The sequence below is a fragment of the Mesorhizobium sp. ESP-6-4 genome, from assembly GCF_020164735.1.
Classification (GTDB): Bacteria; Pseudomonadota; Alphaproteobacteria; order Rhizobiales; family Rhizobiaceae; genus Mesorhizobium.
The window spans coordinates 47,523-71,377 of sequence record NZ_JAIUGS010000013.1 but is presented as its reverse complement, the minus strand read 5'-3'; the positions used below and the strand labels follow the sequence as shown (position 1 = coordinate 71,377).

Genomic DNA, 23,855 nt, shown 5'->3' with positions numbered 1-23,855 from the left:
GCAACCAGATGGAACTCGGTCTCTACACTTTCGCCGATGTCAGCCCGGAGCCGGGCCCCGGCGCGATCGGCCCGCATGAGCGGCTGCGCAACCTCATCGAGGAAATCGAGCTGGCCGACCAGGTCGGCCTCGACGTGTTCGGCCTTGGCGAGCATCACCGTCCAGATTATGCCGCCTCGGCGCCGGTGGTGGCGCTGGCCGCGGCGGCCGAGCGCACGAAGCGCATCCGTCTGACCAGCGCGGTCACGGTGCTTTCCTCCGACGATCCGGTGCGCGTCTTCCAGCAATTCGCGACGCTTGACCTTCTGTCCGGCGGCCGCGCCGAGATCATGGCCGGGCGCGGCTCCTTCATCGAATCCTTCCCGCTGTTCGGCTACAATCTCGAGGACTATGACGAGCTGTTCGCCGAGAAGCTCGACCTGTTGCTGGCCATCCGCGATCAGGTGACAGTGACGTGGCAGGGCAAGCTGCGCGCGCCGATCAACGGCCGCGGCGTCTATCCGCGTCCGTTGCAGGAAAAACTGCCGGTCTGGATCGCCATCGGCGGCACGCCGCAATCCGCCGCGCGCGCCGGCGTGCTCGGCCTGCCGCTGGCGCTGGCCATCATCGGCGGCGAGCCGGCGCGTTTCGCGCCGTTGTTCGATATCTATCGCGAGGCGGCGCGGCGCGGCGGCAACGATCCGGCCTGGCTCGCCACGAGCATCAACGTGCACGGCTTCATCGCCGAGACGACCGAACAGGCGGCCGACGATTTCTACGGACCGCAGGCCGAGGTGATGAACCGCATCGGCCGCGAGCGCGGCTGGGGCCCGACCTCGCGCGCGCATTTCGATCACGCGCGGGGTCCCAGTGGGGCCCTCTTCGTCGGCAATCCTGAGGCCGTGGCGGAAAAGATCGTCGCCCAGCACAAGATCTTCGGCAACGACCGCTTCCTGCTGCAGATGGCGATCGGCACCATGCCGCACGCCAAGATCATGAAGGCTATCGAGCTTTACGGCACCAGGGTGGCGCCGATCGTGCGCAAGGAGACGGCCAAAACCGCGCCCGCCATCGCGGCGCCGGTCGACTGAGCGGTAGTCGACGCCGGTCTCCAGATGCTAGGCCGCTGGATGCCCGGCGCCGACGGCCATCATTTCGGCATGAAGCGCCTCGGTTGCCTCGTCGGCCGGGAACATGCACTCGACACGCAGTTCCTGGGCAGCGACGGTTTGCGGCGTCCCGACCGTGGTGACCATCGAAAAGTAGTTGAGAACCCTGCCTTCCCTGACGAATCCCAGCGGAATGACTGGCGTGAAGCCCAGTGCCACCGGGTTTCTCCATTGGGTTTCAACATCCGGATAGGCGAGCAATTCCGCCAGCAGGGCCTTCGTCTTCTCGTCGACAACGCGGCCGATGGATTCGCGATAGACACGCTCGAACAAGCTCCTGGCGACATCGGACCAATTGGCGATGAACGGACGCATGCCTTGCGGATCGAACATCAGATGCAACATGTTGCGCGGTCCCTGGCGGGCGGACATGTCGATGAAGCAGCCGAAGAAGCGCGGCGCGGATTCATTGGCCATGAGCACGTTCCAGTAGCGATCCATCACGACTGCTGGAAAGGGCTCGTGCTGCCGCAGGATGCGCGTCAGGGCGTCGGTAACGCTTTTCATTTCCACCGAATCCCACGCGCTTTCGGAAAACATCGGCGCATAGCCCGCGGCGAGCAGCAATGTGTTACGCTCGCGTAAAGGCACATCGAGCCCCCGGGCGATAGCCATCAGGGTTTCGCGGCTGGGCACGCTGCGTCCGCTTTCGATGAAGCTGATCTGTCGTTGGGAGATGCCGGTATCAAGCGACAGATCGAGCTGGCTTGTGCCGCGCAAATCGCGCCAGTGGCGCAAGAGCACACCCAGATCGGGCGTCATGCCTGTCCTGATATTCGACGGGTTCATGGTCAGCAATCCTCGGGCACCGCCGCTGCGATACGCTTCAATCCGGCTCAGGTTTTGGCGGCGCAGGGATCGTGCCGATCCATGCGCCGCCAATCACGCTGAAGTGCGTCGCGCTCCAGGTCTCGGTTTTTATGCGGGTCAGGCTGCCACCGCGAGCGGAGACCATGCCTGCGCCCGGAAGCGCTCCTCGGTCGGCGTACCGGCCATGTTGGTCGTGATTGCCGCCATTGTCGAAACGCCGACGCCGGTCACCACCTCCAGAACTTGGGCTTTCGAGTAACCCGCCGCGGTGAAGGCATCGATGTCGGCATCGGTGACGTTTCCCTTTTTTTCGATCAACGTCTTCGTCAACGCCGAGAGCGCCGCGTATTTCGGGTTGGCTGGCAGCCTGCCCTTTCGGATCGCTTGGACTTCGCCCTCGTCGATGCCGTCTTCGATGGCGAATGTCGAATGCGCGGCAACGGTCCAGGGGCACTTGATCGTCACCGCATTGGTAAGCAGCAGGACCTGCTTTTCGATTTCATCGAAGCTGCCGCCGTGAAAACTGCCGAAAGTGGCGACGAATCCGTTGAGAAGCACCGGGCTGTTGGCCATAGTCGCCATGACGTTCGGAAGAAAGCCGAACTTCTCTTCCAACGCCTTGAGCGCAGGCCTGGATTTTTCGGGTGCCGAGCCGATCGTCTGGAGGTTGAACCTTTGCATTGTAACGTCCTCTTGCAAAATCGGATGTGATCGCGCGGACGAAGTCGTCGCCGCGCCAGCCTTCTGCTCTGTCGTCGCAAAAGCCTGCCCGTATTAGGCCTGGCCGGCGCAGCGGCTCAATTACACGTCATGTAATAGCGCGACCGCATGTGCGATGCCGCGGACAGCCGGCTCATGGAACCTTGCCCGGAACTCCCGCGTTTCGCCCGAAAGCCTGCCATGCATTCATTGTTTGGGTGGTGGGCTTGCAAGGGGAACCGATGAAAGCCGAGCCGATCGTTTCGGGCGCGAGCGTTGCCGAAAGCCCTGATCCGCGTGCCAGCGCCCGGGCGGACATGCGCTTGACGCGGTCGCTGGTGATCGGGATCTTCATTCTGATGACGGCGGCGGCGCTGTACTTCGCGCGCGCCTTCTTCATGCCGGTGATACTCGCCTTCCTGCTGGCGCTGACGCTGACGCCGATCGTGCGTTTGCTGCGCAAGCACGGCATCCCTGAGGTTGTCTCGGCGACGCTGCTGGTGCTGCTTTCGATCTGCGTCTTCGCCGCCGCAGGCTATCTGCTCAGCGGTCCGGTCATCGACCTCATCAACAACAGCTATTCGATCGGTCAGCAGCTCACCGAGCGGCTGGCGCCGTTCAAGCGGCCGCTCGAACGAATGACGGACCTCGCACATCAGTTGGAGGCGCTGACGGAGACGTCTCAGGAACCCGGCCTTCAGCGGGTCGCGGTAGCGCCTTCCGGCATCCTGTCCACGGCGGCCAGCAACATCCTGGAAGCAGGCACCGCGATCACCATCGTCTTCGTGCTGTCGCTGTTCCTGCTCGCCTCCGGCACGCTGTTCTACGAGAAGATCGTCCAATCCTTCGCCAGCATGACGCAGAAGAAGCGGGCGCTGCGCATCGTCTATGACGTTGAGCGCGAGATTTCGCACTATCTGCTCACGGTCTCCATCATCAATGTAAGTCTCGGGACGGTGATCGGGCTGGGCTTGTGGGGGCTCGGCATGCCCAACCCGCTCGTCTGGGGGGCGATGGCGGCATTGCTGAATTTCTTGCCCTATGTCGGCGCGCTGATGACGGTCGTGATTGTCGCCATCATCGCGCTGATCAGCTTCGACACGATCGCCTATGCGCTCTTGGCGCCGGCCTTCGTGGTGCTGTGCGACATCATCGAAGGCCAGTTCGTGACGCCGACGGTGGTCGGGCGGCGCCTCGAGATCAATGCGGTGGCGATCTTCATCGCCATCGCCTTCTGGTCCTGGCTGTGGGGCTTCGTCGGCGCGCTGATGGCGGTGCCGCTGCTGGTCGTCATCAAGGTCTTCTGCGACCATTTCGAGGGCCTGAGCCATGTCGGCAACTTCCTGGCGGCGCAGCAGTCCATGGCCATCGAGGAAGAGCCGGCCGAAAACAATCACAAACCGGCCTGAAGCACGTCGCGCTGAAAAGTCCGAGAACCGCTGCGCACTTCCGGGCGACATGCATTGGCATGTGGCCCAATCGCAAAGCGTGGCCGTTATTTGCAGCGTTGGCGGGCAGTGCCTATATCGGGCCGGTCAAGCCGGACCTGCCCCTGAATGAGCGACTTCGATCTCGATGGCTATTTCGCCCGCATCGGCTATGACGGGCCGACCGACGTTTCGCTCGCCACGCTGCAGGGGCTGCACGCAATCCACCCGCAGGCGATCCCGTTCGAGAACATCGACGCCTTGATGGGCGTTTCCGTCGGGCTCGACATCGCCTCGCTGCAGGACAAGATTCTTGGCCAGGGCCGCGGCGGCTATTGCTTCGAGCACAATCTCATCTTCATGCATGCGCTGAAGGCGCTCGGCTTCACGACCAGCGGGCTGGCGGCGCGCGTGTTGTGGGGCCAGCCCGACGATGCCGTCACCGCGCGCAGCCATATGCTGCTGTGCGTCGAGCTCGGCGGCCGCACCTACATTGCCGATGTCGGCTTCGGCGGCCTGACGCTGACGGCGCCGCTGCTGCTTGAGCCCGGGCTGGTGCAGCAGACACCGCACGAGGCCTTCCGCATCGTCGAGACCGGCGACGATCTTCGCCTGCAAGCAGGCATTGGCAGCGATTGGCGCACGCTCTACCGCTTCGACATGAGCCAGGCCTATGAGGTCGACTACCTGGTCGGAAGCCATTTCCTGTCGACGCATCCGAGCTCGCATTTCCTGTCGACCCTGGTTGCTGCGCTCGCCTTGCCCGACCGGCGCCATGCGCTGCGCAACAACCGGCTGTCGACACATCATGCCGGCGGTAGCAGCGAGCAGCGCGAGATCGCGACGGCCACTGAGCTCGCCGGCGTGCTGGAGATGCAGCTCGCCATCGTCATTCCCGACCGCGCCGCCTTCGAGGCGAAACTGCGGGAAAAACGCATCGTGGAGACCTGACCAATGACGGCCCTTTCGGTTCTCGACCTGTCGCCGATCACGCAAGGCAGCACCGCCTCGCAGTCGCTTGCCAATTCGCTCGACCTTGCCCGCCATGCCGAGCGGCTGGGCTACCGGCGCTACTGGCTGGCCGAGCATCACAACATGCCGGGCATTGCGAGCGCGGCGACGTCCGTCGTGATCGCGCATGTCGCCGGCGGCACCAAGTCGATCCGCGTCGGCGCCGGCGGCATCATGCTGCCCAACCATGCGCCGCTGGTGATCGCCGAGCAGTTCGGCACGCTGGCGGCGCTTTTCCCCGGCCGTATCGATCTCGGCCTCGGCCGCGCGCCGGGCACCGACATGCTGACCGCCCGGGCGTTGCGACGGAATCTCGAAAGCGCCGACAATTTCCCGCAGGACGTCGTCGAGCTGATGGGCTATTTCCAGCCAGCCGAAGAAGGCCAGCGCATCCGCGCCGTGCCCGGCGAGGGCCAGAGCGTGCCGGTCTGGATCCTCGGCTCCAGCCTCTATGGCGCGCAGCTCGCAGCCCTTCTCGGCCTGCCTTACGCCTTCGCCTCGCATTTCGCCCCGGCCGAGCTCGATCATGCGCTGGAGGTCTATCGCACGCGCTTCCAGCCGTCGGCGCAACTCGACAAGCCTTATGTCATGCTCGGCCTCAATGTCTTCGCCGCGCCGTCGGACGCCGAGGCGAAGCTTCTGTTCAGCTCGCTGCAGCAGGCCTTCGTCAATCTGCGCAGCGGTCGGCCCGGCCAATTGCCGCCGCCGGTCGAGAATTACGACCGCGACCTCGACCCTGCGGCGAAAACCATGCTTGCCCAGGCGCTGTCCTGCGCCGTCGTCGGCTCGCCGGAGACGGTGCGCCAAGGCATCGACGCCTTCATAAGCCGCACCGGCGCCGATGAATTGATGGTGACGGCGCAGTGCTTCGACCATGCGGCGCGCGTGCGTTCCTTCGAGATCCTCGCTGACGTGCACAAATCGATGTCGAAGGCGGCCTGACGGCGCCATGGCTTCTGACATATCCATCTGTTAAGGGCAGGCTCACCGCCAACGCGCGAGCCTGCACATGACCCATGATCTCGACGACCGCATGCATTTTGCCATCGACCTGGCGCGGCGCGCCGGCGAGCTGGGGCTGAAATATTTTCGCGACCTCGACAACCTGGCCGTCGAGAGCAAGGGCCACCAGGACCTGGTTTCCGAGGCCGACCGCGAGGTCGAGCTGTTCATCCGCGCCGCGATTGCCGAGGCCTATCCGCAAGACGGCATCGTCGGCGAGGAGCACGCGGCGGTGACCGGAACAACCGGTCATGTCTGGGTGATCGACCCGATCGACGGCACCGCCAATTTCGTGCGCGGCATTCCCGCCTGGTGCGTGGTGATCGCCTGCGCCAGGGATGGCGAGACGATCGTCGGCGTTATCCACGAACCCTCGACCGACGAAACGTTCTACGCCCGCCGCGGCGGCGGCGCCTTCCTCAACGGCAAGCCGATCAAGGCCAGCAATGCGGCGTCGCTTTCCGACGGCGCCGTCGGCACCGGGCTCTCCAACCGCGCCTCGACCACGAATGTCGTCATTCTCATCGGCCTGATCATGGGCGAGGGCGGCGTCTTCTACCGCAATGCTTCCGGAGCGCTCATGCTTGCCTATGCGGCGGCCGGCCGGCTGCTCGGCTATCTCGAGGAGCACATGAACGCCTGGGATTGCCTGGCCGGCATGCTGCTGGTCGAAGAGGCCGGCGGCACGGTGCTGAAAGCGGATCCCAAGACGGTGATCGGCAAAGGCACCCGTGTGGTCGCCGGCGGCCGGGGCATCTTTCCAAGGCTGCAGCTGCTAGGCGAGAGCTCCTTCGGATTTACGCGCTGACGCTCTGCGCGAGCGCGCCGAGCGGCCGGCAGGAATTGCGGATCATCAGCCGGCCCTTCAGCACGAGCTTGCGCGGCGGCGCCTCCCTGTTGCCGGCCAGCCGGTCGAGCAGGAGGTTCGCCGCCTGCTCGCCGATCGCCTGCACCGGCTGCGCCACGGTGGTCAGCTGCGGCACGAACACGTCCGACCAGGGAAAATCGTCGAAACAGGCGACCGAAATGTCTTCGGGGCAGCTGAGACCGATGTCGCGGATCGCCTTCATGGTGCCGATCACCATCGGATTGTTGGCCGAGAAGATCGCGCTTGGCCGGTCGTGCAGCGAAAGCAGCTGCATTGTGGCGTTATAGCCGTCGATCTCGTGGAAATTGCCGGAGCGTATGAGCTCCTCCGCCACCGGCAGGCCGGCGGCCTGCAGCGCCTCGCGGTAGCCGATCATGCGGTCATGCATGGGGGATATGTCGGAGGCGCCGGTGATATAGCCGATGCGGCGATGGCCGAGATGGATCAGATAGGTGACGGCGTCGAACACGGCGCGCTGGTTGTCCAGCACCACCGCATCGGTGTCGACGCCTTCGCAGAGGCGGTCGAGCAGCACCACCGGCACGTTGGCGTCCCCGACGATGCCCTTCAGGATGCCGCCGTCGCCGACGCGCGCCACGATCAGCCCGTCGACCATGCGGTCGAGCAGCAGCCGGATCTGGTCGTCCTGCGTGTTCAGGTCCTCGTCCGTGCAGCACAGCATGACGGCGTAGCCGGCGCGGTCGAACGCCTGCTGGATGACCGAAACGACATCGGTGAAGAACGGGTTGGTGATATGCGGCACGGTCAGGCCAATGGTCCGAGTGGTGCCCATCTTGAGGCTGCGGGCAATGGCGTTGCGCTTGTAGCCGATGTCGCGGATCGCCTGCTCGATGCGCTGGGTAAGCTCCGGACTGACGGTGGCGGTGCCGTTGAGCACTGCCGACACGGTGGCCACGGACACACGCGCCGCCTCAGCCACATGCAGCATGGTCGGCGCCGTGGATTTCCGCTGTTTTTTCCGCCCTGACACCGTCATTTTCGAAACGTTTAACCGCCCCTATTTGGCCAAACCTACGCAAACCCGGCTTTTTTCGCAAGAATTGAAATGCATCAATCCTCAGCAACCAGATATGCGCTTGACACATTCGAAACGTTTAGATTAGCGTCTCAAACCATCGAAGACGACGGAGGGAGGCCGTCCTTTGCCATGCAGCGCGTTGATTCCACCACGACTGGCAATGCGGCCGCCGACGGTCCAACCGTCGTCCTGAGCGCGACCGGCATTTCCAAGCGGTTCGGCGGCATCGCCGCGCTGTCCGATGTGAGCCTGGACCTCAGGCCCGGCGAGGTGCATGCGCTGATGGGCGAGAACGGCGCCGGCAAGTCGACGCTGATGAAGATCCTGTCGGGCGTCTATACCGACTACGAAGGCGCCGTGGCGATCGACGGTCAGGCAGTCCGCTTCACCGGCGTCCGCGACGCCGAGGACGCCGGCATCGCCATCATCCACCAGGAGCTCAACCTCGTTCCCGAGCTCAGCGTCGCCGACAACATCTTCCTCGGCCGCGAAAAGCTGATCGCCGGGCTGGTCGTCGACCGCAAGGCGAGCAGCCGCACTGCCAGCGCGCTGCTGCAGCGTCTCGGCATCGAACTCGATCCCGAGGCGCGTGTCGGCACGCTCAGGGTTGGCGAGCAGCAACTGGTGGAGATCGCCAAGGCGCTGTCGAAGTCGGCGCGCATCCTGATCATGGACGAGCCGACCTCGGCGCTGTCGCCGGCCGAGTGCCAGAGACTGTTCCGCATCATCGGCCAGCTCGCGGCAAGCGGCGTTGCGATCGTCTATATCTCGCATCGCATCGACGAGGTGATGCATCTGGCCAGTCGGGTGACGGTGCTGCGCGACGGACGCCACGTGCTGACGCGGGACATGGCAAGGCTGGACGAAGACGCCATCATCACGGCCATGGTCGGGCGCGACCTTCTCGCTTCCTCCGATCATGAGCGCGCCCCCGGCGGCGAAGCGGTGCTCTCGGTCAGGGACCTGTCGCTGTCGAAGCCCGACCGGCATGGCTGGCGCACGATGATCGACGGCGTCAGCTTCGACCTTGCGGCCGGCGAGATCCTCGGCATCGGCGGGCTGCTGGGTTCCGGCCGCACCGAGATCCTGGAGGCGATCTTCGGCTCCAGCGACGGCCGCACCGGCGGCGAGATTCGGCTCGACGGCGTGCCGGTCGAGATCGGCTCGCCGCGCGAGGCCCGCCGGCTCGGCATTGCTTTGGTGACCGAGGATCGCAAGACGCAAGGCCTGCATCTCCAAGCCTCGATCACCGACAATGTCGCGCTGCCTCTGGTCGGCGCGCTGGCGCGCTTCGGCCTGCGCTCGCGCTCGGGCGAGCGCGGCCTGGCACGCGATGCGGTCGGCGCGCTCGGCATACGCTGCGAAAGCATCGAGCAGGCCGCCGGCACGCTGTCCGGCGGCAACCAGCAGAAGGTGGTGATCGGCAAGTGGCTGGCGACCCGGCCGCGCGTGCTTCTGCTCGACGAGCCGACGCGCGGCATCGATGTCGGCGCCAAGCGCGAAATCTACGACCTCGTCTTCAAGCTGGCCGGCGACGGGTTGGCGATTGCCGTGATCAGCTCCGAACTGCCCGAGCTTCTGCATCTGGCCGACCGCATCCTGGTCATGGCCGAGGGCCGCCAGCGTGGAATCCTGTCCCGCGCCGAGGCCAGCGAGGAGGCGATCATGCGGCTTGCCGCGCCAAGACTTGCCACACCAAGACGGGCAGCGAGACCAGCCGCATGAACCTTATCAGCCTTGTTTCCCGCACCAAGCTGTACTGGGGGCTGATCGCCATCTTCCTGATCGGCGTGTTCGGCTCGCCGATCAGCTCCAAGGGCAACAACATCTTCCTGTCCTACGGCAACCTGCTCGACGTGCTGCGCCAGGTGTCGACCACCGGCCTCATCGCCACCGGCATGACGGCGGTGATCCTGACCGGCGGCATCGATCTTTCGGTCGGCTCGCTGATGGCGATCTGCTCGGTCGTCTGCGCCATGCTGCTCACCGTGCCGGGCGTCACGCCGTCGGCGGCGCTCGGCGTGCCGACGACCGCGCTGGCGGCGCTTTGCCTCGGAGTGCTGGCCACCCGCTTCATCCTGCTCAACATCGAGAAATCCCGCGCCGGGGCGGAAGCCGGGCGCGACGCGCGACTGGACAAGGCGCGCGGGCTGATCATTCCGGGCGTCGTCGGCGTGGCGCTGTGCTGCCTTTCGCTGTGGTACCTGCTGCCGCAGGTCGAGACCAAGTTCGGCGTGCTCGGCGTGCTGCTGGTGGCGCCTTGCGTCGGCCTTCTGTTCGGCACCATCAACGGCTTCATCATCGTCGCCGGCCGGCTGCAGCCCTTCATCGTGACACTTGCGATGATGGTGACGGCACTCGGCATCGCCAGGCTCACCGCCGGCCAGAACAACGCGGTGCTGCCGGTCTATACCGGCTCGAACGCCACCGCCGATTTCGAGATCCTGCGCTCGCTGGTGTTCGGCATCGTGCCGATGCCGGGCCTGTTCTTCCTCGGCGCGGTCGTGATCTACGGCGCGGTGCTGCGCTTCACGCCCTTCGGCCGCTATGTCTACGCCATCGGCGGCAATGAGGAGGCGGCGCGGCTTTCCGGCATCGCCGCCGGGCGCGTCAAGATCGCCACCTATGCGGTGTCGGGCCTGCTCGCCGGCATCGCGGCGGTGCTCTACGTGGCCCAATACCGCCAAGGCAAGCCCGATGCCGGCGCCGGACTGGAGCTCGACGCCATCGCCGCCGTGGTCATCGGCGGCACCAGCCTGATGGGCGGGCGCGGCAGCCTGGTTGGCACCTTCTGCGGTGTGCTGATCTTCGGCCTGCTGTCAAACATCTTGCAGCTGCACAACATCAATTCGAACCTTCAGCTGGTGCTGAAGGGGGCGATCATCATCGGCACCGTGCTCGTGCAGGAGCGCAACGCCGGCGATCTTCTCAGCTATCTGCGCCTGCCCGGCGGACGGGCGGCGCAAAAGGAAACGGCCGCGGCAAAGCGGCCGTCACAGGAGACCTCGTCTCTATAATCCGGAGGAAACAGGACCATGAAACGACGTGATATGCTGAAGCTCGCCACCTTCGCGGCGGCGCTTGTGACGACCACCGCGCTCTTTTCCGGCAACCATGCCTTTGCCCAGGACAAGAAGTGGAAGATCGGCTTCTCGCAGGTGACGACCATCGAACCCTGGCGCGCCCAGTTCAACAAGGACATCATCGCGGAAGCCGCCAAGCACCCGGAGGTCGAGCTGATCATCACCGACGGCGAGGACAAGACCGAAAAGCAGGTCGCCGACGTCGAGAACCTGATCCGCCAGGAGGTCGACGCGCTGCTGGTCTCGCCGAAGGAATCGGCCGGCCTGACCGGCGTGGTGCAGCAGGCGATCGACGCCAAGATCCCGGTCTTCGTGCTCGACCGCAATGTCGAAACCAAGGACTACACGCAGTTCGTCGGCGGCGACAACAAGCTGATCGGCCGGGCGGCTGGCGAATATGCTGTCGAGCTCCTGGGCGGCAAGGGCAAGGCGGCCGGCAACGTCGTCGAGATCTGGGGCGGCATGGGCACGCAGCCGGCGCATGACCGCCATGACGGCTTCCATGAATTCACCGACAAAGAGCCGGGCATCAAGTACCTGCTCGACCAGCAGTCGGGCGACTGGAAGCAGGACCAGGCCTATAACATCATGGCCAACGCGCTGAAGACCAACGAGAAGATCGACCTCGTCTACGGCCACAACGATCCGATGGCCTATGGCGCCTATCTCGCGGCCAAGGATGTCGGGCGCGAGAAGGACATCAAGTTCATCGGCATCGACGGCCTGCCTAATGAAGGCGTGCAGATGGTGAACAAGGGCGAGCTGACGGCGACCTTCACTTATGTCACGCCGGGCGCCGAGGGATTGCGCCAGGCGATCAAGTTCCTGAAAGGGGAGAAGGTCGAGAAGACCATCACCCTGCCGACGGAAAAGATCACCAAGGACAACGCCGCCAAGATCCTGAAGGACAACGGGCTCTAGGTTCTGTTCGACGCAATTCCGAACGGAAAACCGCTGCGGCTTTTCGTGGAATTGCTTGAAGTCCGCAACCCCTGCCGGGCCACGCGCCCGGCAGGGGTTTGCCCGAGCGCCAGGCGCTCCCCACAGCTTGCCGCCGGATGCGCGAAGCGTCGCCGCAATGCTGGTTTTCCGCTCTTTCGCGACCGAAAGTCACGCCCGAAACAGCAAGTCCTGACCTTCGCGGTCGGCAGATCTGTGTGCCCTAAGCGACGCCGTTTCAAAAAAACCAAGCCAGAACAGTGAGATAGGTCGACCTCAGACCGGCTCGGGCGCAGAGCGCTGCGGGTCTCTTCCGGGTCGCTGCCGAGACGACGGACAGCTTGCGCAGGATGCTTGCGCCTTGTGTCGCCTGTTCTTATATACGCGCCAGCCGTCCAGCCCTAAAAAGCGGGGACCATGACGGGATTTCTTGTGAACAGGGGCTTTCGTCGGAACGCCTTTTGAAGGGTCCAGAGAGCCTGCTTAGAGGAGAGATTAGAACAATGGCAAAAGTTATCGGTATCGATCTCGGCACCACCAACTCGTGTATCGCCATCATGGATGGCAAGGACCCCAAGGTGATCGAGAATGCTGAAGGCGCGCGCACGACGCCTTCCATCGTCGCCATTTCGAGCGACGGCGAACGTCTCGTCGGCCAGCCGGCCAAGCGCCAGGCGGTCACCAATCCGGAAAACACCATCTTCGCGGTCAAGCGCCTGATCGGCCGCCGCTATGACGACCCGGTGACGGAGAAGGACAAGAAGCTTGTCCCGTACAAGATCGTCAAGGGCGACAATGGCGACGCCTGGGTCGAGGCCGGCGGCAAGAAGCAGTCGCCCAGCCAGATCTCGGCCATGATCCTGCAGAAGATGAAGGAGACGGCGGAAGCCTATCTCGGCGAGAAGGTCGAGAAGGCGGTCATCACCGTTCCGGCCTATTTCAACGACGCCCAGCGCCAGGCGACCAAGGACGCCGGCAGGATCGCTGGCCTCGAGGTGCTGCGCATCATCAATGAGCCGACGGCCGCCGCACTTGCCTATGGCCTGGAGAAGAAGGACGGCAAGACCATCGCCGTCTATGACCTTGGCGGCGGCACCTTCGATATTTCCGTGCTGGAGATCGGCGACGGCGTCTTCGAGGTGAAGTCGACCAATGGCGACACCTTCCTCGGCGGCGAGGACTTCGACATGCGCCTCGTCGAGTACCTGGCGGCCGAGTTCAAGAAGGAGCAGGGCATCGACCTCAAGGCCGACAAGCTCGCGCTGCAGCGCCTCAAGGAGGCCGCCGAAAAGGCCAAGATCGAGCTGTCGTCGACGACGCAGACCGAGATCAACCTGCCCTTCATCACCGCCGATGCCAGCGGCCCGAAGCACCTGACGATGAAGCTCACCCGGGCGAAGTTCGAAAGCCTGGTCGAGGATCTCGTGCAGCGCACCATCGACCCCTGCAAGGCGGCGCTCAAGGATGCCGGCCTGAAGGCGGGCGAGATCGACGAGGTGGTGCTGGTCGGCGGCATGACCCGCATGCCCAAGATCCAGGAGATCGTGAAGCAGTTCTTCGGCAAGGAGCCGCACAAGGGCGTCAACCCGGATGAGGTCGTGGCGCTCGGCGCCGCCATCCAGGCCGGCGTGCTGCAGGGCGACGTCAAGGACGTGCTGCTGCTCGACGTGACGCCGCTGTCGCTGGGCATCGAGACGCTGGGTGGCGTGTTCACCCGGCTGATCGAGCGCAACACCACGATCCCGACCAAGAAGAGCCAGACTTTCTCGACCGCCGAGGATTCGCAGTCGGCGGTGACGATCCGCGTCTTCCAGGGCGAGCGCGAGATGGCGGCCGACAACAAGATGCTCGGTCAGTTCGACCTGGTCGGCATCCCGCCGGCCCCGCGCGGCGTGCCGCAGATCGAGGTCACGTTCGACATCGACGCCAACGGCATCGTCAACGTCTCGGCCAAGGACAAGGGCACCGGCAAGGAGCACCAGATCCGCATCCAGGCTTCGGGCGGTCTGTCCGACGCCGACATCGAGAAGATGGTGAAGGACGCCGAGGCCAATGCCGACGCGGACAAGAAGCGCCGTGCCCTCGTCGAGGCCCGCAACCAGGCCGAAGCGCTGGTGCATTCGTCCGAGAAGTCGCTGAAGGACTATGGCGACAAGGTCTCAGAGGCTGACCGCACCGCGATCTCGGATGCGATCGCCGCGCTGAAGACCGCAGCCGAGGGCGACGACCCGGCCGACATCGAGGCCAAGTCGCAGTCGCTCGCCGAAGTGTCGATGAAGCTCGGCCAGGCCATGTACGAGGCCTCGCAGAAGGAAGCGGCCGAAGCCGACGCCAAGGCGGACGCCGCCAAGGATTCGGACGTGGTCGATGCCGACTTCGAGGAAATCGACGAAGACGACGAGAAGAAGAAGTCGGCCTGAGCCGGCTGACGGCGGATCATGCGAAAAGCCCGGCGGAAGGCCGGGCTTTTTTGCAACCCCAGTCGAAAAAGTGACAGAAAAACCCGGAGCGGCCCGGCTTAGTACTAGCATCCGGGAAACATCGCTCCTAAATCCAAGAACGTGCCGGCAAACGTCGCCAACAATGCTTGAAGACATTGAGCATCCGGACAGCGGGAAAAAATGAAAGCTGATTTCTACGAAACGCTGGGCGTGCAAAAAGGCGCCGACGACAAGGAACTCAAGAGCGCTTTCCGCAAGCTCGCCATGCAGTTCCATCCCGACCGCAACCCCGGCGACCACGCCTGCGAGCACAAGTTCAAGGAGATCAACGAAGCCTACGAGACGCTGAAGGACCCGCAGAAGCGCGCCGCCTATGACCGTTTCGGCCACGCCGCCTTCGAAGGCGGTATGAACGGCGCAGCGCACGGTTTCGGCGCCGGCGGCTTCGCCGACATCTTCGAGGATATTTTCGGCGACATGATGGGCGGCCGCCAACGCCGTTCGTCGGGCGGCCGCGAGCGCGGCGCCGACCTGCGCTACAACATGGAAATCACGCTGGAAGAAGCCTTTTCCGGCAAGACGGCGCAGATCCGCGTGCCGGCTTCGATCTCCTGCTCGGAATGCTCCGGCAGCGGCGCCAAGCCCGGCACGCAGCCGGTGACCTGCTCGATGTGCCACGGCCACGGCAAGGTGCGCGCCACGCAAGGCTTCTTCTCGATCGAGCGCACCTGCCCGCAATGCCAGGGCCGCGGCCAGACGATCAAGGACCCCTGCCCGAAATGCGCCGGCCAGGGCCGCGTCACCGAGGAACGCTCGCTGTCGGTCAACATCCCGGCCGGCATCGAGGACGGCACCCGCATCCGGCTGGCCAATGAGGGCGAGGCGGGCCTGCGCGGCGGACCGCCCGGCGACCTCTACATCTTCCTGGCGGTCAAGCCGCACGAATTCTTCCAGCGTGACGGCGCCGATCTCTATTGCAAGGTGCCGATCTCGATGACGACGGCAGCCCTTGGCGGCTCCTTCGAGGTCACCACGCTCGATGGCACCCAGACCAAGGTCAAGGTGACGGAAGGCACGCAGAACGGTCGCCAGTTCCGCTTGAAGGGCAAGGGCATGCCGGTGCTGCGCCAGCCCAATGTCGGCGACCTCTATATCCAGACGGCGGTCGAGACGCCGCAGAACCTGACGCGCCGCCAGCGCGAACTGCTGGAAGAGTTCGAGCAGATCTCCTCGAAGGACAATTCGCCCCAGTCGAGCGGCTTTTTCGCGCGCATGAAGGACTTCTTCGAGTCGTTCGGCGAAAACTGATTGCCGCAGGCGCGCATTTCGCACGGCATCGGGGGCGATCCGGTGCCCAAGCGTCATCAACACCTTATGCCAGCTTGACGCCTTGCCTTGTCCCACCCACCTGCTAAGTAGCGGAGCGGGAGGCTGAGCATTGAGGAGAGCTCGTGATGGCACGTAGTCCCGGGTTGCGCAAAGCGCTAGCCGAAAAATTCGACGACGAGCTTAAGTTCTTCAAAGGCTGGATCGACAAGCCGAAAACGGTCGGCTCGATCGTTCCCACCAGTTCCATCACCGCCCGCAAGATGGCGTCGATCGTCAATCCGAGATCGGGCCTGCCGGTGCTCGAGGTCGGGCCCGGCACCGGTGTCATCACCCGCGCCATCCTGGCCCAGGGCGTGAAGCCCGAAAACCTCTACGCGGTCGAATATTCGACCGACTTCGTGCGCCATCTGCGCGGGCTCTATCCCGGCGTCAACGTGATCGAGGGCGACGCCTTCAATCTCAATGCCACGCTCGGCGACAAGCGCGACATGGTGTTCGATTCGGTCGTCTCCGGCGTGCCGCTGCTCAATTTCCCGGTCGCCCAGCGCATCGCCTATATCGAAAGCCTGCTCGACCGCATTCCCGCTGGGCGGCCGATCGTGCAGCTGACCTATGGCCCGCTGTCGCCGATCCCGGCCGGGCGCGGCGACTACACGGTCGAGCATTTCGATTTCATCTTCCGCAACATCCCGCCGACGCAGCTGTGGATCTATCGGCGCGCAGCGCATTAGTTTCTACCTGCGAAAGTGTTTCAGGGCATCGCCAGTGGCGGCAGCGTCCTGGCGACTGGCCGAAACGCCCGTCACTTCGTCATCCACGGGCGGAGCAAGGAGCGAAGCGGCGTCGCGAAGACCCGAGGATCCATTCCGCGACTTCGAAGCGTTGCGACGATCCAGAATTCTGCTCCGCTGCGCTCTACGATTGGGGTAACGGAATGGATCCTCGGGTCTTCGCGACGCCGCTTCGCGGCTGCTTCGCCCGTGGATGACGAAGTTGGTAGGTGGCGACCAATCCTCGAACGTTTTCTGCCACCCCTCGTTGATTTGAATGCTCCTTGGCTGTACCTGTCCCCGAACAAGGGTGGCCAATGGCAGTGATCCCAAGAATCCTCGTCTTCGCCGGCTCGGTCCGGACCGGCGCCTTCAGCGGCCGGACCGCCGACGTAGCGCAGAAGGAACTGGCCATGCAGGGCGCGGAGGTGACGCGCATCTCGCTCGGCGACTACCCGCTGCCGATCATGGACGAGGACCTGGAAAAGGAAAAAGGCATCCCCGAAAACGCCATCAAGCTCGGCCGGCAGATCGCCGCGCATGACGGGCTGCTGATCGCGACGCCCGAATATAACGGCTCGATCCCGCCATTGCTCAAGAACTCGATCGATTGGGTGAGCCGGGTACGGCGCGAGGGCAGCCATACGTTCAGGCCGCTTGCCGGCAAGCCGGTCGGGCTCTGTTCGTCCTCAGGGGGCAAGTTCGCCGGCATACGTTGCATCAACCATCTGCGCGCGGTGCTGGTGCGCTGCCAGATGGAGGTGATCACGCCCGAATGCTCGGTCTCCGAGGCCGGCGAAGCCTTCGCCGAGGACGGACAATTCAGGGACGCCAGACTACAGCAATCGATGGAGCGCCTATGCCGTACACTGATCGAAACCTCGCGCATGCTGTCCACCCGGATCGAGGCGTGATCAATTTCGCGGAGGCCGACACCATGCGGGACAGGCTGATCGTTGGGCTGGACCTGCCGACGCTGAAAGAGGCCGAGAGAGCGGTGCGCGAGCTCGAAGGCGCTGTTTCCTTCTACAAGATCGGCTACCAGCTCGCCTTCGCCGGTGGACTGGACTTCGCGCGGGAGCTCGCCAGCGGCGGCACGAAAGTGTTTCTCGACATGAAGCTGCTCGACATCGACAACACGGTCGCCAAGGGCGTCGAGAACATCGTCAAGATGGGCATGACGATGCTGACGCTGCATGCCTATCCAAAAACCATGAGAGCGGCTGTCGAGGCGGCCAGGGGCAGCGAGCTCTGCCTGCTTGGCGTGACGGTGCTGACGTCGATGGACGAGCAGGACGTGATCGACGCCGGCTATGAATACGACCCGCACACGCTGGTGCTCAGGCGCTCCGAACAGGCGCTGCATGCCGGCATGGGCGGCATCGTCTGCTCGGCTGAGGAGGCCGAGGCGGTGCGCCGCATCGTCGGACCCGATCTGGCGGTGGTGACGCCGGGCATCCGGCCGGCCGGCAGCGCCCATGGCGACCAGAAACGCGTGGTGACGCCGGCGCAGGCGATCCGCAACGGCTCCAGCCACCTTGTCGTCGGCCGGCCGATCGTCGCCGCGCCGGACCGGCGCGCTGCGGCCGAGGCGATACTCGCCGAAATGCAATCCGCCTGAGGACCGGCCCTCTTTCGCGAAAAACAACAGGAGAAAAAGAATGCCGAAGGGATATTGGATCGCCCGTGTCGATGTGCGCGACGCCGAGGGCTACAAGGACTATGTCGCCGCCGCGAAGCTCGCCTTCGACCGCTTCGGCGCGAAGTTCCTGGCGCGCGGCGGCGAGCACGAAAAAGCCGAAGGGCCGGGGCGCGCCCGCAACGTCATCATCGAGTTCGAATCGCTGGCCGTGGCGCATGACTGCTACCACTCGCCGGAATACCAGCGCGCCGCCGCCATCCGCCAGAAAGTGGCCGCTGGCGAGATCGTGCTGGTCGAGGGCGTCTAGTTCGTCGAACAGGCAGATCTCGTCGTCATCCACGGGCGGAGCAAGGAGCGTAGCGACGCAGCGCAGACCCGAGGATCCAGGCCGTGACTTCAACGCGCCGCTACGGTCCAGAATTCTGCTCCGCTGCACTCCGTGGCCAAGGTAGCGGCATGGATTCCAGGGTCTGCGCGCGTCGCTTCGCTCCTGGCTCCGCCTTGGAATGACGAAGTCGTTAGGGCTCAGCCAATCGTGAATGTCATAACGTCGACCTGTTAACCCAAGAGCCGGTTGCCAGCCGTCTCCGCCATAGCGTCCGCGAGGCTCAGGCCCCACTGCTTGCGGCAATAGTCGCGGAAATCGAAGCAAGGCAGGCCGGGGCAGACTTCGAACTCGATGAGGTGCACGGTGTCGTCGGCCTCGACCCTGAAATCGACGGAAAAGACATCCCGCAGCCCGAGAGCGCTTATCAGCTTTTGCGCGATGGCGCGGATTCTCCGATCAGCTGCCGGTTGGCTTGAGGCGACGGCCTCGAGTTCCGGCTCGGCATAGGTGCCGGCATCCTTCGCCGCCTGGCCGGTCCCGCCATAGAGCGCCATCGAATCGGCCATGGTCTGGAAATCGCCGCCGGAATCGACGAAGACGATGCCGAGCGCGTCCGTGCCGGTTTCCTGTTTGAGCCCGAGGAAGCTCGCCCGCACGTTGCGGCCGGCGACATAGGGCTGGACGACGACATCGTCGCGGTAATGCGAAAAAACACGCCGGCTAAGCTCCAGCGCATGGCCGAGATCGCTGATGCGCGAATCCGGCCAGATGCCGATCTTGGCGCCGAGCCGGTTGGGTTTCACGAACCAGCCCTTGGGCGAGGCCGGCGGCTCGACCAGCCATTCGCCGTTGCGCGCCAGGCCGGCCTGCGGCGCCGGCAGGCCGAGCGCGCCGAGCACGGCGCCGGAACGCAGCTTGTCCTGGCAGAGCGCGAACAGCGAATCGTCGGCGCCGATGGTGCGCAGCCCGTTCAGTCGCGCCAGCGCAGGTGCTGCGCCGCCACGGAAGTAGGCGATACCGTCGGTAAGCGTCCAGACCAGCGTCGTTGCCGGATCGGCCCCCGCCAGAACCGGCGCCGCGTTGTCGAGCTCGACAGGCCTGAAGGCGAGGCCGCGCCTTTCGCAAGCCTCGGCAAGCTGGTTGAATTCCGGCGCAAGGTCGGTCGACTGCGCCAGATAGGACGAGATCTCGATGGCGCGCTCCGCTGGATAACCTTGGGCGACCAGCCGGTCGAAACAGGCCTTTTCCGGTTCGTAGACAAGGATCAAGGTCGGCTGCGGCATCGAAAGCTCCGGGAAATCAGGCGCGTACCATCGCATGCCCGAAGTGGCCGGCTTGCGGGAAACCGACCGAACCGAGGCGATTGCGCGACAGTAAGCCGGCCGCCGCATCTCTTGTCTTGATGCAATTCCGGATGGAACACTCCGGCGAAGATTGCTCCCAATACCCCAGCACGGATTTGACCGCGGGCTATGTTTGCCTTGGGGAGCGGCCTTGGAGATTAGCCGAAACCCCCATCACGATCGTCATCCACGGGCGGAGCAAGGAGCGAAGCGACGCGCGCAGACCCGAGGATCCATTCCGTTACGTCGAAGCGCCGCTCACGGTGCAGAATTCTGCTCGGCTGCACTCCACAGCTCAGGTCACGGAATGGATTCCAGGGTCTCCGCGACGCCGCTTCGCGGCTGCTTCGCCCTGGAATGACGAGTTTGAGAGGCTTCGGCCAATCTCCAGGGTTTGCGCTGATTTCATGGAATGAACGGTAAAAACCTTGCCTGCCGACAACCGGGACCTTCAAAATGCCTGTGTCGGGAAACTAGCCGATCAGCACGCGCGGCTCGAAGCGCCCCTTGACTGGAATGTCGAGCAGGAAGGTCATGCCGGCCTGCGGGTCGAGCGCGCGCTGCTTCTCGTCCTTGCCTTTCCAGGCGGAGGTCACCGCCAGCCGGTCGGCCTTTGAACCGACAAAAGCGGGGCAGGAGGCCTGCGTCACCGGCATGGCGATCTCGCGCAGCAGCGTGCCGTCTGGCGCATAGGCCTTCACCGCCTTGCCGCCCCAGACGGCATTCCACAGCACGCCGTCGCGGTCGACGACCGAACCGTCGACATAGCCTTTCGACGAACGATGATCGACGAACACTTTCACTTCGCCGGCCGGCAGGCCGGTCGCCGGATCGCAGGCAACGCGCATCAGAAGCCCGGTCGCGGTGTCGGTGTAGTAGGCGGTTTTGCCGTCCTCCGAGAAGCAGATGGAATTCGAGACTGTGATGCCCGAAAACAGCCGGCGCAATTCGCCCTTGAAGAACCAGTAGATCGACCCGGCGCCCTTCTGCTCGTCCTTGCCCATCGTGCCGGTCCACAAGGCGCCGCAGGGATGAACGCGGGAGTCGTTGGAGCGCGTCAGCGGATTGTCGGCCTCGATCGGCGTGTGCAGCGTCAGCTTGCCGGTCTTGACGTCCCGGACTTGCAGGCCGACCTCGGTGGCGATCAGCTGGCGGTCGGCGTCGATGACCGCAATGGCGCTGGCCATGACGCCTAGATCATGCACTTTCAGCGCGCCGGCGAGCGGCTTTTCCAGAAGCTTGCCATTGACGATATCGAACCAGAACAGCGTGTCGGTGGCGGGATCGTAGCTCGGGCCCTCGCCGAGCTCGCAGATATGGTCGGAAAAAACCGAAACGCCGTCCATTGTCATCCTCCGAAGGCTTCGTCCCAGGCGGCGACCGCGGCGCGGGCGCGCTGCCCCACGTCCTCGACGCTCGCGCCCGGCTTGTAGAGGCTCGATCCCAGCCCGAAGACACTGACGCCGACCGCTTTGTAGCCGGCGAAATCCTTGTCGGAAACGCCGCCGACGGCGCCGACAAGCGTCGTTGCCGGCAGCACGGCGCGGATCGCCGCGATGCCGCTCGATCCAAGCACGCTTGCCGGGAAGAATTTCAGCGCCGAGGCGCCGAGGCGGATCGCCTGGAAGGCTTCGGTCGGCGTGAACACGCCCGGCATCGTCACCATGCCATATTGCATGGCGCGGCCCATGACCTCGGCATCGATGTTGGGGCTGACCAGCAACTTGCCGCCGGCCTTGTGCAAGGCATCGACGTCCGTCGCCGTCAGCACCGTGCCGGCGCCGATCAGCGCGCTTTTCGGCAGCGCCTTGACCAGATCGGCGATAGAGAGGAACGGCTCCGGCGAATTGAGCGGCACTTCGATCGCCTCGATGCCGGCGTCGTGGACCGCCCGGCCGATCGCCACCGCCTCGGAGGGCTTCAGGCCACGCAGGATGGCGACAAGGCCGCGCTTGAGCTTCGGGAAGGGTGCGGTCTGGCTCATGAAGCGCCTCCAATCATGCCGTTCTCGCGCGCGGCTTCGACGAGGCCGGCGCGCACCGCTTCATCGGCGTCCACGCTGCGAAAGGCAAGGCCGGCGAGGTCGAGCGCAGCGCCATAAAGCTCGGCCAGCGCGCCGGAGGCGATCAGCGCCACTGGCGCATCGCTGGCGCCATAGCGGCGCCTTACCGAGGCGATCTCGCCGCCGATCAGTAGGCCGGACAGGCAGGCCGCCGCGTCATTGGGCTGCAGATCCTGCAGAAGCCCGGCGGCGCGGATGGCAAACAGTTTCGAGGTGACGTCGCCGCCTTCGTCCAAAGCCCGCTCGCACCATTGTCGGAAGAACGGGCTGCCCGCGGCGACCGGAGCGGGATGCTCGCCCAGCGAATGCTTCAGGATCGAGTGCGTTGCCAGCATGGAGAACAATTCGCCGGTCGGCCAGGTGCCGAAGCCCGTGACCGCACCGTCCGCGACCGCGACCCATTTCGAATGCGTGCCGGGCATGCAGACGAGGTGGCGTCCCTTTGCCGGCAAACCGGCGCCGGCAAGCTGGGTTTCCTCGCCGCGCATGACGTCGGGCGCGTCGGCCAGGCGCTGGGCGAGGCCGGGGACGATGCGGATGTCGCGGCCCGAGCCCTCGACGCGGGCGGCGCCGCGCAAGATCGCGCCGATCGGCGCCGGCACGGTGACGTAAGGCGCCTCGATCCAGCCCTGCCGGGAACCGGCCATGCCGCAGATGATGACCGGCAGGGCCTCCGGCGCGCCCATCGCGGCAAGATGGCCTTCCAGCACCTTGGCAAAACCTTTTTCGCGGGCGGTGATCAGCCCGTCGTCGCCGCGCCGCTCGGCAAGCACCTTGCCCGAGCCGTCGAGCAGCCAGGCCCTGAGCCTGGTCGTGCCCCAGTCGAGCGCAGCGACCGCTGGTGCCGGGCTCACAGGAAACCTCCATCGACGATCAGCATCTGGGCAGTCAGCATGCGCGAGGCGTCCGACGCCAGGAACAGCACCGTGCCCACCATGTCGTCGGGCTGCATGACATCCTTGATGCACTGCTTGGCGACATGGGCGGCGAGCGCCTCGTCAGTGACCCAGAGCTTGCGTTGCCGTTCGGTGATGACCCAGCCTGGCGCCACCGCGTTGACGCGGATGCGGTCCTGCCCAAGCCTGCCGGCGAGACCTTTCGTCAGGCCCAGTATGCCCGCCTTGGCCGCGGTGTAGGCCGGCATATCGGGGTGGTTGATCAGATAGGAGGTGGAGGTGAAGTTGATGATCGAGCCGCCGCCGGCCCGCTTCATGCCCGGCGCCACGGCCTGGGCGGTGAAGAAATGCGGGCGCAGGTTGATCGCAAGGTTGTTGTCCCAGAATTCGACGGTGACGTCTTCCACTGCGTGACGTTCGTCGAGCGCGGCATTGTTGACCAGCACCGTGACGTCGCCATGCGCCTTGGCCGCCTTGGCAACGGCGGCGCGCAGCGCCTCGATGTCGCGCAGATCGGCCCTCAGGTAGAGCGGGCGTCTGCCAAACTCCTTCTCCAGCCGGTCGGCAAGGGCGGTGCTTGGCTTGTCGGCGATGTCGATGAAGGCGACCTTGGCATCCTGCCGCATAAAACCTTCGGTGAGCGCAGCACCAATGCCGGAACCGCCGCCGGTGATCAGCACCGAGGCGCCGTCGAGGTCGGCGAAACGCGCCGATGGCATCATGATCCGTTCTCCCGTTTTGCCGGCGCGCATCCTAGCCACGCCGGGCCCGGGAGCAAGGACGAAATGGCGGTTTCGGTAGCTTATGTCCGACAAATGATCGACGCGCCGCAGGCGGCGGCCGGTCTTCCGAACAGCCGGAAAGCTCTAGTTCCCCGACATAGGGATTTGAAAGGTTGCCGTTTGTCTTGGTGCAAGATTTTCCGTTCATTTCCGTGAAATCAGCACAAACGCCGGGGATTGGTTGAAGCCGCCCCAACCTCGTCATTCTATGGCGGAGCAAGGAGCGAAGCGACGCG

General features: G+C 64.7%; 22 protein-coding genes. 14 read left to right on the top strand and 8 right to left on the bottom strand.

The window, feature by feature from the left end:
- The first annotated feature begins 8 nt into the window (after positions 1-8).
- Positions 9-1,070 (top strand): LLM class flavin-dependent oxidoreductase, encoded by a 1,062-nt coding sequence (locus LB523_RS21210; RefSeq protein ID WP_224606651.1) that lies wholly within the window; start codon positions 9-11, stop codon positions 1,068-1,070.
- 27 nt (positions 1,071-1,097) lie between these two features.
- Here LB523_RS21210 and LB523_RS21205 read toward each other — a convergent pair whose 3' ends face one another.
- Positions 1,098-1,937, bottom strand: coding sequence for a helix-turn-helix domain-containing protein (locus LB523_RS21205; protein WP_224606649.1), 840 nt, complete (start codon positions 1,935-1,937; stop codon positions 1,098-1,100).
- Positions 1,938-2,075: 138 nt separating this feature from the next.
- On the bottom strand, positions 2,076-2,639 hold the full coding sequence (locus tag LB523_RS21200; protein WP_224606647.1) for a carboxymuconolactone decarboxylase family protein: 564 nt from the start codon (positions 2,637-2,639) through the stop codon (positions 2,076-2,078).
- A gap of 260 nt (positions 2,640-2,899) precedes the next feature.
- Between LB523_RS21200 and LB523_RS21195 the strand changes: the two genes are divergently transcribed.
- From LB523_RS21195 to LB523_RS21180, 4 genes are all read left to right on the top strand, one after another.
- Positions 2,900-4,066: an AI-2E family transporter gene (locus tag LB523_RS21195; protein WP_224606645.1), complete on the top strand. Its 1,167-nt coding sequence runs from the start codon at positions 2,900-2,902 to the stop codon at positions 4,064-4,066.
- Between the two features lie 147 nt (positions 4,067-4,213).
- Positions 4,214-5,035, top strand: a complete 822-nt coding sequence (locus LB523_RS21190) for an arylamine N-acetyltransferase family protein (protein WP_224606643.1) — start codon at positions 4,214-4,216, stop codon at positions 5,033-5,035.
- Between the two features lie 3 nt (positions 5,036-5,038).
- Positions 5,039-6,037 carry an LLM class flavin-dependent oxidoreductase gene (locus LB523_RS21185; RefSeq protein ID WP_224548866.1) on the top strand — a complete coding sequence of 333 codons (999 nt, stop codon included), beginning with the start codon at positions 5,039-5,041 and terminating at the stop codon, positions 6,035-6,037.
- Positions 6,038-6,104: 67 nt separating this feature from the next.
- A complete protein-coding gene (locus tag LB523_RS21180) occupies positions 6,105-6,905 on the top strand; it encodes an inositol monophosphatase family protein (protein WP_140845309.1) in 801 nt (266 codons plus the stop codon).
- Here LB523_RS21180 and LB523_RS21175 read toward each other — a convergent pair.
- Complete coding sequence (locus tag LB523_RS21175) at positions 6,895-7,914, bottom strand: LacI family DNA-binding transcriptional regulator (protein ID WP_095769456.1); 1,020 nt, start codon at positions 7,912-7,914, stop codon at positions 6,895-6,897. The two genes, LB523_RS21180 and LB523_RS21175, sit on opposite strands and share 11 nt — an antisense overlap.
- Before the next feature lie 219 nt (positions 7,915-8,133).
- Here LB523_RS21175 and LB523_RS21170 point away from each other — a divergent pair, with 219 nt between their 5' ends.
- The 9 genes from LB523_RS21170 (at position 8,134) to LB523_RS21130 (ending at position 18,515) form a co-directional block, all read left to right on the top strand.
- Positions 8,134-9,729 carry a sugar ABC transporter ATP-binding protein gene (locus LB523_RS21170; RefSeq protein ID WP_224606640.1) on the top strand — a complete coding sequence of 532 codons (1,596 nt, stop codon included), beginning with the start codon at positions 8,134-8,136 and terminating at the stop codon, positions 9,727-9,729.
- Positions 9,726-11,021 (top strand): ABC transporter permease, encoded by a 1,296-nt coding sequence (locus LB523_RS21165; RefSeq protein ID WP_224532183.1) that lies wholly within the window; start codon positions 9,726-9,728, stop codon positions 11,019-11,021. The genes LB523_RS21170 and LB523_RS21165 overlap by 4 nt, the downstream gene beginning before the upstream one ends.
- An 18-nt stretch (positions 11,022-11,039) precedes the next feature.
- Entirely contained in the window at positions 11,040-12,008 is a 969-nt protein-coding gene (locus tag LB523_RS21160) for a substrate-binding domain-containing protein (RefSeq protein ID WP_095769453.1), read from the top strand.
- A gap of 521 nt (positions 12,009-12,529) precedes the next feature.
- Positions 12,530-14,446, top strand: coding sequence for a molecular chaperone DnaK (dnaK, locus tag LB523_RS21155; protein ID WP_140845306.1), 1,917 nt, complete (start codon positions 12,530-12,532; stop codon positions 14,444-14,446).
- Positions 14,447-14,647: 201 nt separating this feature from the next.
- Positions 14,648-15,775 carry a molecular chaperone DnaJ gene (gene dnaJ / locus LB523_RS21150; RefSeq protein ID WP_095769451.1) on the top strand — a complete coding sequence of 376 codons (1,128 nt, stop codon included), beginning with the start codon at positions 14,648-14,650 and terminating at the stop codon, positions 15,773-15,775.
- 146 nt (positions 15,776-15,921) lie between these two features.
- Positions 15,922-16,527, top strand: coding sequence for a phospholipid N-methyltransferase PmtA (gene pmtA, locus LB523_RS21145; protein WP_140544800.1), 606 nt, complete (start codon positions 15,922-15,924; stop codon positions 16,525-16,527).
- 356 nt (positions 16,528-16,883) lie between these two features.
- Complete coding sequence (locus LB523_RS21140; RefSeq protein ID WP_224606637.1) at positions 16,884-17,480, top strand: NADPH-dependent FMN reductase; 597 nt, start codon at positions 16,884-16,886, stop codon at positions 17,478-17,480.
- A 23-nt stretch (positions 17,481-17,503) separates the two neighbouring features.
- Entirely contained in the window at positions 17,504-18,187 is a 684-nt protein-coding gene (gene pyrF, locus LB523_RS21135) for an orotidine-5'-phosphate decarboxylase (RefSeq protein WP_224532197.1), read from the top strand.
- A gap of 40 nt (positions 18,188-18,227) precedes the next feature.
- Positions 18,228-18,515 carry a DUF1330 domain-containing protein gene (locus LB523_RS21130; RefSeq protein WP_224606634.1) on the top strand — a complete coding sequence of 96 codons (288 nt, stop codon included), beginning with the start codon at positions 18,228-18,230 and terminating at the stop codon, positions 18,513-18,515.
- 251 nt (positions 18,516-18,766) lie between these two features.
- On the opposite strand, the gene LB523_RS21125 is transcribed toward LB523_RS21130, so the two are convergent.
- The 5 genes from LB523_RS21125 to LB523_RS21105 all read right to left on the bottom strand — a co-directional run bounded on the left by LB523_RS21125 (position 18,767) and on the right by LB523_RS21105 (position 23,559).
- Positions 18,767-19,819 (bottom strand): D-alanine:D-lactate ligase-like protein, encoded by a 1,053-nt coding sequence (locus tag LB523_RS21125; protein ID WP_224606632.1) that lies wholly within the window; start codon positions 19,817-19,819, stop codon positions 18,767-18,769.
- Between the two features lie 533 nt (positions 19,820-20,352).
- Positions 20,353-21,225, bottom strand: coding sequence for an SMP-30/gluconolactonase/LRE family protein (locus LB523_RS21120; protein WP_411966488.1), 873 nt, complete (start codon positions 21,223-21,225; stop codon positions 20,353-20,355).
- Positions 21,226-21,227: 2 nt separating this feature from the next.
- Positions 21,228-21,863, bottom strand: coding sequence for a 2-dehydro-3-deoxy-6-phosphogalactonate aldolase (locus tag LB523_RS21115; RefSeq protein WP_224606627.1), 636 nt, complete (start codon positions 21,861-21,863; stop codon positions 21,228-21,230).
- On the bottom strand, positions 21,860-22,795 hold the full coding sequence (locus LB523_RS21110; protein ID WP_224606624.1) for a 2-dehydro-3-deoxygalactonokinase: 936 nt from the start codon (positions 22,793-22,795) through the stop codon (positions 21,860-21,862). Before LB523_RS21110 ends, LB523_RS21115 begins: the two co-directional genes overlap by 4 nt.
- Positions 22,792-23,559 (bottom strand): SDR family NAD(P)-dependent oxidoreductase, encoded by a 768-nt coding sequence (locus LB523_RS21105; protein WP_224606621.1) that lies wholly within the window; start codon positions 23,557-23,559, stop codon positions 22,792-22,794. The genes LB523_RS21110 and LB523_RS21105 overlap by 4 nt, the downstream gene beginning before the upstream one ends.
- Between the last annotated feature and the right edge of the window lie 296 nt (positions 23,560-23,855).